Source organism: Wandonia sp. (assembly GCF_984588085.1).
On sequence record NZ_CFIGVI010000006.1, the window covers coordinates 64,619 to 77,942 of the forward strand.

Genomic DNA, 13,324 nt, shown 5'->3' on the forward strand with positions numbered 1-13,324 from the left:
CTCCAAAGACCATTTCTTTTCATTATTTTTACGACATGAAGCTTCTTTCCGAGATTAGTTTATGGTGGTTACTTCCGGCTCTTCTATTTTCTGTTGCCGTTAGTTGGTATTACTATTTCAAAGGAAAGGGATCCACCTTTTCACCTCTCGTTATGAAGACTCTTTTTGCGCTTCGTTCGACAGGTATCTTTATCATTTGTCTGCTTTTGATTGGGCTAATATTTCAAAGAAAACGTTACAGAACTGAAAAACCAATCCTGTTTATTGCCGCAGACAACTCAGCTTCTATGTTGAATTATGCAGACTCTGTTTTCATTAAAAATGAGTTAAACCAAAAACTTAAGGAGTTATCAGATCGTCTGTCCGATAAATTTGAGATCAAACGTTTATCCTTTTCAGATAAAGTTACAGATAGTCTTCAAAACTCTTTCTCTGGAACTTCTACTGACTTGTCACTCCCTTTCAGACATATTCGTGAATTATATATCAACAAAAATCCCGGGGCCATTCTACTGGTAACCGATGGAAACTTCAACCGGGGAATTAATCCCGTATTTGAAGCGCAGCGGCTTAAATTCACTCCCGTATTTGCTATTGGCGCAGGTGATACGATTACAAAAAAAGATGCTGCCATTCATAGTATCATAGCCAATCAGATTGCTTTCAGAGGAAACTTGTTCCCTGTTAAAATAGAAGGAAATGCAACCCGGCTCAAAGGTAAAGAATTGAAAGTTTCCTTATTTCTGGGAGAAAAGAATGTAGCGGAAAAAAAGATTCTTGTCTCTGATCAGATTTTCTCTTTTTCGGAAGAGTTTATGATTGAAGCGAACCAACCCGGAATACAATCTCTGCGAGCACTCGTATCCGTAGATGAAAAAGAGTTTACACGCAAGAATAACGAAAAGATTCACTATATCGAAATATTAGAGAGTAAACGAAAAGTAACCATTTTATATGGAGGCATACATCCTGATTTGGGTGCTTTACAATCTGTTCTGAGAAAAGATCAGAATACAGACTTGAACTTATTAGATGCCCGAAAAGTTAATGAAGTCCCTAAATGTGATCTGATTATCTTTCATAATCCTACTGCAAACCTGTCATTGTGGAATAAAGTCAGAACATCATCCACACCTTATCTGGCAATGCTCACGGCGAGCTCAGATCTACGTCCGTTATCCCTTAGTGTAGGTGGTGTAGCACCCGGAAAAGCAGACTTCGTGACAACGCATAAAAACCCTGACTTTACTACGATTCTATTCTCCGAAAAACTTTCCAGCCGTCTTGAAAACTTCCCTCCATTAACAGTTCCTTATGCACAGTCTATCAGCGATAAAGGTAATACGCTTTTCTACCAACGAATAGGCACAGTAACAACCAACAAGCCTCTTCTCACTTTTTTTGAAAATGGAAATAAGAAAAGTGCCGTGTTATACGGGGAAGGAATCTGGAGATGGAAATTGTTTGAATACAATCGCTTTAAGGACAATACCACATTTGAAGAGATCTGGGGTAAAACACTGCAATATCTAACTGTAAAATCAAACCGGGATAAACTCAGAATCTTCCCTCCTTCTAATTCTTCGGATCGGGAAGAACTTGTTTTCAGAGCAGAATTTTATAACGATGCTTTCCAGCGTATCACTGAACCTGAGATTCAACTTACGCTAATGGATATTGATGATACTAAAATTGCAAATTACACATTCGGAACACGTCTGGAAGACTATGCATTATTACTTGGAAAACTAAAAGCAGGAGCCTATAAATGGAAAGCCAGCACCCAATTTGAAGGAAAAAGTTACACAAAACTGGGTGACCTGATTATTTCAGAGTCAAGTTCAGAATCCCTCAACCTTACGGCAAATTTCACCCTTCTAAAGGATATTTCAGAACAAACAAAAGGGACTTTCGTACCCGCTGACCAATTGGAAACCGTTGAATCTCTTCTTCGTGAACGTGAAGACATTGCTTCCCGTAAATTTGAGGAAACAGCATTCACGAACAGTATTGATCTGAAATGGTTATTCTTCTTGCTGATTGCCCTATTTGCAACCGAATGGTTTATCCGTCGGTGGAATGGAAGTTACTAAAGAATGATTTCTTTGAATCTTAATGAATAATGCGTCCCTTTCCTGTTCGCATCTCTTTTAATTTCGCCTTCCAACTGTTCTGTAAGACTTGAAATTAAGATTAACCCCATTGATTCGGCTTCTGAAATATCTATACCGGATGTAAAACCACTTCCATTATCTCCGATTTCAAGACAAAGTTCTCCATCACCTGCTTTTTGTAGACGAATATAAATCTTACCATTTTCTCTCCCGTGAAACCCGTGCTTCAAAGAGTTAGTTATGACTTCATTTATCAACAAACCTAAGGGTACAGCCGTATCCAGATTTACGTAAACGTCCCGAACAACAATTTCGGGTCGAATATTATGTGCTTCTCCCCTGAATGAATACAATAAATCCAGTACAAGTTTGTTGGTGTACTCTTCAAAGTCAATACGGTCTCTATCTATTGACTTATAAAACAGCTCATGCAAAGAAGCCATTGATTTTATCCGGTTAATGCTGTCATCGTACAACCGTTTCAATTCTAGATTATTCTCATTCATTTTCGACTGTAACGACAACAGACTGGAAATGACCTGTAAATTATTTTTAACCCGGTGATGAATTTCCTGTAACAAGGTTTCTTTTTCAGAGATGGTTAGCTTTAGTTGTTCCTCTTCCGCTTTTTGTTCTGTAATATCCCTTGCAGTAGCATAAACAAGGTTCGTTGCCGAATGAGGAGCTGAATTCCAGGATAGTACCACTACTTTTCCGTCTTTACAGATATATCGATTCTCAAAATGAAGGGATATTTCTCCGTTGTTCAAATGATTAATTTCTTCATTTGTTACAGCTACATCATCAGGGTGTACAAAGTCAGTTATCGGACGAGAGTACAATTCCTCCAGCGAGTAGCCCAGTAAATCACTCCAGGAATGACTGAGCTTTACAAAAGAGTTATCGTTAGCAACAGCCATTAAATCCACAGACAAATCAAAAAAGGATTCCAGTTCTATTTCCTTCTGAACCTCGTTGGTTATATCCTGAACAATTCCTTTCAACGCGACTACCTTTCCTTCTTCATCTTCAATCGGCACACCCAGACAATACACCCATTTTATCCGACCATCGTCCATAACAATTGAATGCCGAAAATTGTATTTTTTCTTTTGTTCTATTGCAGCTGTTACATGATCTTTAAGAACCGGTAATTCATCTGGTGTATAGCGACTCAGATAATTCTGATATAAATTTGGGTTGTATTCATTTCTAAATTCAAAGATCCGGTATAACTCATCTGTCCAGATCAGTTTTTTTGTCTGTAAATTAAAATACCAACTCCCCAGCCGGGCCATTTTCTGAGCATCTTGCAAAAGCTGTTCATTCTCCCGGAGTCGTTCAGTTATCTGTTTACGTTCAAAGAAAAAGGGTACTTTTATTTCTTCATCTTCCGCCTTCTGGTATCCCTTCAGGTAATCTGCGATCCTGTCAGGCGGAGCCATAACAAATGTACATTGTTCATCCCCTTTTGCTTTACAGGTAATTTCGACAGCTGATAATTGTATTCCGAAGCTCTCCTGACACCAGGCAGCCGAATAAGCTGCATTCATAACACACACCGGTTGAGAAGATTTTTCTCCTTTGCTAATCCAGCTATCTGCTTCAAAGGAATATGGATGACTGTACTTGAGAAAAAAGTCATCCCCCGGAACCGGGTTACTTTCAGGGTGGATGACCACCGAAGCCCATCCGGTATAAGCGAAATGAACAGGTCCGGTAGCGAGTTTCTCCAATTCGGAATCTACTTTTATCTTTTGATGAAATAGTTTTGCATCTTCCCTTCCGATAACGTGTCCTATATCAAAAAGGAAATTTCTCCCCTCTTCAAAAGCTTTTTCAGGAGAACTATCCGCATATAGCCGGGTTACTGTATGAATAAAATCATACGAAAGTGCAGAAGCTCTTACCAGTATATAACGATCTCCGTCTATATCTATCATTCCTTTTTCCGGATTTATCTCCAAATCACTGAAATAGGAATCCACCCGCTTCTCTGCCTCGGTAAAAATGTCTTGTAGTTCCTCTGGAACCTTAACAACAGAATGAGTTTTTCGCAACTGATCCTTTAGATCAGCCAACTGCTCTTCAAGTTCCCGGATTCTTGCTACCAGTCTCTCCTGGTTTTCATCTTCCGCATTCATAATTAATGGTGGTTAACTTATTCGTTCAAAAGTACACCAAATGTTTCTCCTTTTGATAATTTACGAAAATATTTTGATTTCTCCTCTTTGACTCCCTCCAAATAACTAATTTTGCCGCTATGAGTGACGATAAGGCAATCCGGATTAATAAATACCTCAGTGAAGTGGGATATTGTTCCCGTCGCGCTGCAGACAAACTCATTGAAGAAAATCGGGTTACTATCAATGGGAAAGTTCCTGAAGTGGGTACAAAAGTCCTTCCGGGAGATGAAGTTCGCGTAGATGGTAAAGAAGTCGGCACCAAAAAAAATGAATTTGTTTACCTTGTATTTAATAAACCGGTAGGCATTGTATGTACGACAGATCGAAGAGTCGAAAAAGACAACATCATTGACTACATTGGCTATCACAAGAGAATCTTTCCGATCGGACGTCTTGACAAGCCCAGTGAAGGATTGATTCTTCTTACAAATGATGGGGATATTGTCAATAAAATTCTTCGCGCTCGCAATAATCACGAAAAAGAGTATATCGTCAAAGTAGACCGTCCGATCACAAAAGATTTTATCCGAAAGATGGGAAATGGTGTCCCTATTCTTGATACAGTAACGAAAAAATGTTTGGTTGAACAACTAGGTCGTTTTGAATTCCGCATTATCCTCACTCAAGGGTTAAACCGCCAGATTCGTAGAATGTGCGAATATCTTGGGTATGAAGTACAAAAGCTGAAACGGGTACGTATTATGAATATTCATTTAGACGTTCCTGTCGGCAAATACAGAGAATTGACTCCATTAGAATTTGAACGATTAAACGATCTTCTCGAAGATTCGAATAAAACGGTCTGAATTTTTATCAAAGTAGTACAATCTACAGAAATTATCAGAGACAAAAACTCTCACCTTCACTGCTATTGGTAAACTAGCAAAGTTTCTCTACTTTTGAGAACGTAAAATTAGAGATTATGCAAGTACCACAAGGAATTCCTTCTGTCGATTTATCCGATTTCCTATCCGGAGATCAGGAAAGAAAAAGTAAGTTTATTCGTGAAATCGGTAACGCTTACGAAGAAATTGGATTTGTAGCTGTCAGAAATCACGGAATAAGTAATGACCTTATTGATCGTCTATACAATTCGGTAAAAGCTTTTTTTGCTTTACCCGAAGCAACCAAACTAAAGTATGAAATTCAGGGATTAGGGGGACAAAGAGGATATACGTCCTTTGGGAAAGAGCATGCAAAACACCGAAAAACCGGAGACTTAAAAGAATTCTGGCATTTTGGGCAATTTGTGGAAGATAACGACCCGATTCGTTCAGAATATCCGGAGAATGTTTCTGTTAATGAGCTACCTTCATTTCTACCTACAGGAAAAGAGGCGTATAAGACGTTTGAAAATACCGGACGTTCGATATTATCCGCCCTGGCTTTATTTTTAGGGCTTGAGGAGAGTTACTTTGACAATAAGATTCATAATGGTAATAGTATTCTACGACCAATTCACTACCCTCCAATTGTCAATCCCGACCCGGATGCTTTGCGTGCGGGTGAACATGAAGATATCAACCTGATTACATTACTAATCGGGGCTTCTGCAGACGGGCTGGAGGTTTTGAATAAGAAAAATGAATGGGTAGCGGTTACGCATATTGAGGATCATATTGTTGTTAATGTCGGAGACATGCTTCAACGATTAACAAACAATCGTCTGCGTTCTACTACACACCGGGTAGTAAATCCACCTGTAGCTTTACAGGGGACCAGTCGTTATTCGATCCCCTTCTTTTTACATCCTCGTCCTGAAATGAAATTGAATTGTCTGGAAAGTTGTGTTACAGAAGAAAACCCGCAACAATATGAAGACATAACAGCAGGTCAATATCTTGAAGAAAGACTTCGGGAAATTGGTCTTCTAAAATAAATAGAATTACAATTTACGTAAAAAGGAGCTTTGGTATCAAAGCTCCTTTTTCATTCTTACGGAAGAAGACCTGGTTACCTCAATAAATTAACGTGTCCGGTAACTATTTTTTTCTTGTCACTTTCTGTTGATTTCATTTCTATTTGCCAGATATACGCTCCGTCCTGACATGGCATACCACCATAAGTACCGTCCCATCCTACTTCCGGATGATATGATTCAAAGAGAATTTCCCCCCAGCGATTAAAAACAAGTAACCTGTAGTCATAAATATCAACACCTGAAGTGATAACCGGTTTGAACACCGGGTTAAACTTGTCCCCATCTGGTGTAAAGGTATTCGGAACATAAAACAACTCTTCTTCTGTTATCCTGATTTCCTGATAGGTTGTGTCAGCACAACCAATGTTGTTCGAAGCAATTAATGTTATCAGGTATACATCAGATTCTTCATAACTGTACACATACGTCGGATGTTCCTCATTAGAATACCCAAACTCATCTCCAAAATCCCATTCATAGTTTGTCGCATGAAGGGATTGATTGGTAAATTCTATTTCCGTATCTAGTGTTGTTAAATCATAATGACTGGCTGAAAAATTGGCTACCGGCTGTGGTTCAACACAAATGTAATTATCCATCGTAATGTCAACTGAACACCCTTCAACTGTATATAATGTAAGGGTAACATCGTGACACCCCAATGAATTTACCTGTCGTTCTATGGTACCGCAATCAGTAATTACCCCCTCATTTTCAATCTCCCATTCACAGGTGGCGTACACACCTGTAGATAAATTATTTAACTGAACATCAAGCGGAGTACAACCTACAAGATTACTTCCATTAAAATTCGCAACAGGAAGAACAACAACATCAATTGTAATAGTAGCGGTAGCAGAGCATTGGTTTTGATCGGTGACAGTAGCCAAATAGGTTTCAGGTGTTGTCATCGTTACAGTTGGACTCCATTGATCAACTGGCAAACCATTACTCCAGTTAATTGTATAGCCAGGAGTTCCTCCCTGCGCAACCGCTGAAAGAGTAACGGTTTCTCCGGGACATACGAGCATCTCCTCAGACGTCAATGTTACTCGTAATTCATCTGGTTCTGTGATTTCTATTTCAAGGCTGTTGGTACAATTATTCTCATCCGTTACTGTCACCTGATAGATTCCCGCACTCAGCCCGTTAGCTGTTGCTCCATTCTGTACCGGATTGGTATTCCAAACGTATGTGTGATTACCTGTTCCCCCACTAGCCTCAACGGTTGCACTCCCATCACTCAAACCAAAACACGAAACATGGTTTACCTGAGTACTTATCACCTCAACTTCTGTTGGCTCAGTAATCACCTGAGTGACGGTCGCAGAACAATTGTTTTCATCTGTTACTGTAGCCGTATAACTCCCAGCTTCCAAATTATTCGCTATATACGTCGTTTGAACAGGAGTTGTATTCCAACTGTAGGTATACTGCCCTGTTCCTCCTGTCACACCAACCTCAATAGTACCATCACTTGACCCAAAACAGGATGCATTTGAAACTCCGGAAACAATCCCCACTAGTTCATCCGGTTCAGTTATCGTTATACTTTCGCTAACTGAACAGTTAAACCGATCCACAACTGTCACAGTATACACTCCTACGGACAGACCACTTGCAGTAGATGTATTCTGTGCAGGGGTTGAATCCCAACTGTAGCTATAATTTTCAAACCCTCCTGTACTGGAAACGGTTACACTTCCATCGCTCAAACCAAAACAGGTAACATTGCTCTGATCATCAACCTGTATCTGCGGATCACTTACAACAATAGTTACACTGTCCACTACATCACACAGTTTATACAACGAAATATCATCAATAGCAAAGTCATTTCCTGGCTGCGTTCCTGATGCTTCGCTAACACAAATATTAGCAACAGTATTACTACCTGAATTCCAAATCACATAAAACTCATTCCACTGACAAGATGCCAATAATGTTTGTTGTGTTGCTCCTATTTGTGCTCCATTAATAGAAAAATTAAGTGTTGAAGTTGCACCGGCACTATTAGCATTTGTCAACCACAAAGAAAATGCATACTCTGTATTAGGTTCTACTAATACATTCTGACACCAAATATTAGTTCCGGAAGGAACACCTGATGTACCATCCGCCCCGTCTGCAATTAAAGCATTCCCAGCACCCGAGGTGTGGTCTCCACAATTAGGCCACCAGGTATTAGTAACACCTGTGTTCACTGTATAATAACCGGGTCCGGATATTGCATCAGGATCGCCATATGTATAACCGGAACTAAAGTCTGTGTTTCCATTTTCGAAATCACCATTTTCAACCAGATTATTCCCTATGCGAACTTTACCTGTTACATAATATGTTGTTGTAGCCAAAGGTGTCGCTATAGGATCTGGTATATCATCTGCACTTAATGTAAGGTCGGTTTGCCAGCTATATTCCATAGCTCCCTGCGCAAGTAGCTGAGTGTTTTGACCTAGACAAATTGTATCATCATCTGACACTGTGAAATTAATGTCCGGAATCGAAATTATAGTTGTGATAACACTATCACAATAAGGAATTGTTTGGGAAGAAATCGTATCATAATACGTACCCGACTGACTGACTATTCCTCCACCAGGTAAAGTATACGTTCCTTGTCTGCACAAACTAATGTCTCTTGTCGATCTTCGGTAATCATGAATTGTTATATCTGTTATTGTTGTATCAGAAACACAGTCTAAATACCGAATCAAAGTAACTGTATATTGCCCGGGGCTGGAATATACATGTGCACTATTTACTAAGTTACTTTCATTATCCGGTGAAGCTGGATCTCCGAAATTCCATCTCAATGAATCCAGAATCCCCGCTCCACTGACTGAAAAAAGGGTAGAGTCATCCACACATTCATTTGTTGTGATAATCTCCGACTCCTCCATGAAAATAGAGGTAATAAACGGAGGTAATCCTAACCTGCATACACGCCCACCAAGAGGAATCTGGGAATTTACAAAATTACAGCCTGTACCTATTGTATTAGGAGAATTAATTACTCCCAAGGAACTTAATCCCGTTTCCGCAACATAGATTTTCCCATCTTTAGCCAACTGTAATGCACCACCTCTGTAGTTAGGACGTGCACCTCCACTACCACTTGTATAACCAATTAATGTATTGGAAAGAGGAATATTAGCGGCTGTAAGATCCCATTGGACAAGAGCCCAGGAATGTATACTTGATGCGTACAAAACGTTACTATTCGATGAAAATGCTATACCATAATTTCCTCCTGTTACACCCGAATAATTCAAAGACCCTAAAAAAAGATTATTTGAAACCAGACCTGTTGAATTATCAAAATCAGCAATTTCAATTCCTGACGAGCTACTCGCAGAGGCAATTTTTGTACCATCAGGAGAGGCAACAAGATATCCCCAATTCTCTCCGTTAGTCAAACTTACATTGGCTGATATTACAGGTGTCAAATTAACCCCTTCACAATCTATCAAAAAGGAATAGTAATTTCTGTCAGAGCTATTCCCCCTTCCCACAATCCAGTAATACACACCATTCGCATGCTTAATTGCTGTTACCTTCTCTGATGAAGGCTGGAACATAAAAGTATTTTTATTGGCCGGTAATACTCCCCCTAAGCCACCAGCCAATGTCATATCCACTTCTGAATATCGCATTCCAACTGAACCATTTACTGGTACAGTAATAATGTAATAATTAGTTATGCTTCCTGGTTTAGGAACGATTATTGCAGATTGTGCGGAGGAACTATTTCCCAAAAGTCCGGTTCCATTTGACATTATCGCGTGATTAGCGTTCCAGACCGTACTTCCGTCCGTATAGAAAAGCAGGTTACCATTTACATCTGAAATGACAGCACTACCTTCTCCTGTGACCAGTGCACCATTGGTAAGAGGTGTAGGAGGATCTGTACTGAAACTTAATCCGGCATTATATCCAAAATACCAGTTATTGGCTTCATTTTGTCCGAATACTACCAAAATATTCAGGCTTAGTACCAGTAATAATAGCTTTCGTTTAAACATAGATACAGGTTAACTTTATACAATTGACGACTTTTCTATCTAACTGTTGCCTTTTTGCTACAGGCTTCTTAAGTGGTAGGGATAGGAAGATATAGTGTCGTGTATAAAAAACGAGCAGAAGAAATTCTCTTCAAATTATTGTTTATGAAACGGATAAACCTCTCCGCTACAATGGATAAAATAATACCCTGATTTTAGTTTTTTGCTATCAAATTGAAGCAAATTATTTCCGGTAGAGATAACCGAAACCAGTGTTGTTACATCTTGGCCAACAGGATTAGAAATAAATATTTCAGACGATTTTAGATTTTTTCCGCGGATGAATAAAACATCCTCCACGGGATTAGGATAAACGACGGTTGCTTTGTCTTCAAAATTTACTGCTACAATATCAGAAACAGAAGTTGTTCCATCAAAATCGGTTTGTTTCAATCGATAATAAGAAACACCTGGTAAAGGATGAAAGTCAACTTCTTCGTAACTAATTTCTTCCTGAGAATTACCGGCTCCGGGATGTACGATTACTTTTTCCCATTCAATGCCATCCTGACTACGTTCAACAGTAAAATAATCATTATCGAGCTCAGAAGCTGTTTTCCAGCTCAAATGAACTTCTCTACCCTTCATTTCTGCTGTAAAATACAGCAACGTTATAGGCATGATATCTATTGAAGTTGTATTGTAAGCAACAAATGCAATATCACTGTTCGGTGTCATCTGGTGCTGAAATTTTACAATATCCGAATAGTTGGATGTGGTTATTCCCAGATCAGCAAAGTCAAATACAAGAAGTCGGAGGTCTCGCGTACTTGCAGTAGATGCCCCGCAACTTAAATCACTCAGGTCGTAGAACTTCCAATACGGTCTTGCAACAATATCCACTCCTGAGAAGTTAACCTGCACCTCGTTACCGACAATATTATCCGATGCGTCTAAAAAACGAAACCGATCTCCAACCAAACTGTTCAGGTCTCCGGTTTGCGTAATAAGTATATCCGGAATACCGTCTCCTATGGATACATCAGCAATTGCAGAAACAACATATTCTATATCTCCTCCGATATTAAAAATAGCTGTAGAAATATCCAAACCATTTGTTCCATCTGTTAAATAGGCTGATACATTACTTCCAAAGGGTGGCACTACAGAAGGATCACAGCCTTCCGAGCCTATATATCCGCCATACTGTCTGCCAATTCCAATTACAGCACTACTGCTGCTTCCATTAACAGATGCCGGCATAGCCTGAAAACTCTGTGCTGAAAAAGTAACTGAATTAGTAGTCAGTAATAAATCATCTACCCCCGTGGACCACACAGTTCCACCCGTTTGAAAAGCTAATAAGTGATGTGTTGCCACATCAACAGATACAGGACTACCCACAGCACTAGTAAAAAATCCATTGTGATCCGTATAAATACGCGTTACACTTGCTTGTGAAAAACTAATTAAATGAAGTAGTAACGGTAGTCCTATAAAAAGCTTAAAAATCAAAACTCTCCCCATTGATTCCCCTCCTTTTATTTAAACAAATATATAATTTTTTAAATAAAAGAACCCAAACCAACATAGAACACTGAAATACAGTTAATTAACCTTATTCATCACCTGTTCCAACCAAATTCCCAAAATTAAAATATGTTGATATTTTCCACTGTCAGACTGTGTGAGAGCAAGCAATTCTTTAGGGTTACAATATGGTAGATACTGTATTCCGGAGGCAAAAGCAGTCCAATCCTTTTCGGAGACAGAATCCATTGAAACAGTTACTCTTTCAGGTGATGCATCTTTTGCATATACATTGGCTATATTTCCCTGATATTCTGATTCTTTAAGACCATCTGGCACACTCATTACGTACATATATAATTCTTTATCAAGGTTAGGATAATCAATTGTAGTTCCTTCCCTTTGAAAGAGATAGCGCAAAAAAGGAACCTGGATACTTAAGAGGGAAATCCAGATTTCTGCCAGCGAAAGACGACCAAAAACCGGATATGCATACCCATCTTTTCCATAACCTAATTGATCATGAAGAAAAGTAAACACACCATTCTTTGGCCATTCATCCCAATTGAACACTTTCCTTAAGTAACCATCTTTAACGATCTGATAATTGAATTGATATAAAAATTCAATATCCCAATATTCTTGTTGTAATTTTTCTTTCTTCCACTCTCCCTCTAATCCTTTCCACCTCCACAATCCCAAGCGATAAATCATGGTTCGAAGAGCAGGTGAAAAACTCATTGGCCATTTCTTCCGGTTTAATTCCGGTATACCTTCAAAGATTTCTTTTGCAGCAAATACTTCACTCCATCCGGGCTGAGAAAGCGTGCTTATAACAGAAGGTGTAAACGGCACATCAATAGTATCAACAAATGCGCTGAGTTCTTTAAAACCCGGAATATCCGGATAACTTTTCAGTCCTTCAATACCAGCTTTTCTATGGTCGATTTCTGCGAACACTTGTTCCACAGAACTAAAATTTGAAATAAAGCGTTTATTCCACGAGAAGTATGTGTTTTCCGAAAAATTATCTTCAGAAATCCGCAAATAATTTCCTGGTTGTAATTGATAAACACCTCTGAATAGTGTAGTACCCGGCAAAAAACTTCCAAAACGAAAATAATCAAGTAGTACAGTTGCATCTATTTCTTTTTCGATAATTCCTTCGTCCAGTATCCGACGCAAAGAAGAACTAAAAAATGCTTTATAAGGATCATGAACAAAATAGATCGGAAAGAGTCCAAAAGAATCTGAAAAAACAAGGGTAAATTGTTCATTTTCATCATAGAAAACACCTGAAAACCCTCCTTTACAAGTATTTATTGCTTTCGCTACATCCGTATTGATCATCGCAAGGAAAGATGTAGAGTCAAAGGATTTCCAGAATGTATTATTACCTGATATAAACAGTCGCTTTTCCCCTTGTACAAACTCTTTCTCAAATCCATTTATGCGCAACAACTCGCTGTCAAACTCATATGGGGAAGTTACTCTCTCCTTTACCTGCTGAAAATTCCCAAACAACTCTTTTTCCATCACGGATATTTTTGACAAAAATACAGAAGATTC

General features: G+C 39.0%; 7 protein-coding genes. 3 read left to right on the plus strand and 4 right to left on the minus strand.

The features are described from left to right. The first annotated feature begins 35 nt into the window (after nt 1-35). Nucleotides 36-2,093 carry a hypothetical protein gene (locus AC4PL9_RS04030; RefSeq protein WP_491603492.1) on the plus strand — a complete coding sequence of 686 codons (2,058 nt, stop codon included), beginning with the start codon at nt 36-38 and terminating at the stop codon, nt 2,091-2,093. On the opposite strand, the gene AC4PL9_RS04035 is transcribed toward AC4PL9_RS04030, so the two are convergent. Further along, nucleotides 2,090-4,258: a PAS domain-containing protein gene (locus AC4PL9_RS04035; protein ID WP_491603493.1), complete on the minus strand. Its 2,169-nt coding sequence runs from the start codon at nt 4,256-4,258 to the stop codon at nt 2,090-2,092. The two genes, AC4PL9_RS04030 and AC4PL9_RS04035, sit on opposite strands and share 4 nt — an antisense overlap. Nucleotides 4,259-4,377: 119 nt before the next feature. Here AC4PL9_RS04035 and rluF point away from each other — a divergent pair, with 119 nt between their 5' ends. After that, on the plus strand, nt 4,378-5,106 hold the full coding sequence (rluF, locus tag AC4PL9_RS04040; protein WP_491603494.1) for a 23S rRNA pseudouridine(2604) synthase RluF: 729 nt from the start codon (nt 4,378-4,380) through the stop codon (nt 5,104-5,106). A 116-nt stretch (nt 5,107-5,222) separates the two neighbouring features. Next, entirely contained in the window at nt 5,223-6,179 is a 957-nt protein-coding gene (locus AC4PL9_RS04045; RefSeq protein WP_491603495.1) for an isopenicillin N synthase family dioxygenase, read from the plus strand. 74 nt (nt 6,180-6,253) lie between these two features. On the opposite strand, the gene AC4PL9_RS04050 is transcribed toward AC4PL9_RS04045, so the two are convergent. The 3 genes from AC4PL9_RS04050 to AC4PL9_RS04060 all read right to left on the minus strand — a co-directional run bounded on the left by AC4PL9_RS04050 (nt 6,254) and on the right by AC4PL9_RS04060 (nt 13,291). After that, entirely contained in the window at nt 6,254-10,246 is a 3,993-nt protein-coding gene (locus AC4PL9_RS04050; RefSeq protein WP_491603496.1) for a PKD domain-containing protein, read from the minus strand. Between the two features lie 135 nt (nt 10,247-10,381). After that, on the minus strand, nt 10,382-11,752 hold the full coding sequence (locus AC4PL9_RS04055) for a T9SS type A sorting domain-containing protein (RefSeq protein WP_491603497.1): 1,371 nt from the start codon (nt 11,750-11,752) through the stop codon (nt 10,382-10,384). Nucleotides 11,753-11,833: 81 nt separating this feature from the next. Further along, on the minus strand, nt 11,834-13,291 hold the full coding sequence (locus tag AC4PL9_RS04060; protein WP_491603498.1) for a hypothetical protein: 1,458 nt from the start codon (nt 13,289-13,291) through the stop codon (nt 11,834-11,836). Nucleotides 13,292-13,324: the final 33 nt, after the last annotated feature.

What these genes read in the sequence shown, in the direction of transcription:
- AC4PL9_RS04035 (WP_491603493.1), bottom strand. Translation starts at nt 4,258, where the DNA reads ATGAATGCGGAAGATGAAAACCAGGAGAGACTGGTAGCAAGAATCCGG.
- AC4PL9_RS04045 (WP_491603495.1), top strand. Translation starts at nt 5,223, where the DNA reads ATGCAAGTACCACAAGGAATTCCTTCTGTCGATTTATCCGATTTCCTA.
- AC4PL9_RS04050 (WP_491603496.1), bottom strand. Translation starts at nt 10,246, where the DNA reads ATGTTTAAACGAAAGCTATTATTACTGGTACTAAGCCTGAATATTTTG.
- AC4PL9_RS04060 (WP_491603498.1), bottom strand. Translation starts at nt 13,291, where the DNA reads ATGGAAAAAGAGTTGTTTGGGAATTTTCAGCAGGTAAAGGAGAGAGTA.
- AC4PL9_RS04055 (WP_491603497.1), bottom strand. Translation starts at nt 11,752, where the DNA reads ATGGGGAGAGTTTTGATTTTTAAGCTTTTTATAGGACTACCGTTACTA.
- AC4PL9_RS04030 (WP_491603492.1), top strand. Translation starts at nt 36, where the DNA reads ATGAAGCTTCTTTCCGAGATTAGTTTATGGTGGTTACTTCCGGCTCTT.
- rluF (WP_491603494.1), top strand. Translation starts at nt 4,378, where the DNA reads ATGAGTGACGATAAGGCAATCCGGATTAATAAATACCTCAGTGAAGTG.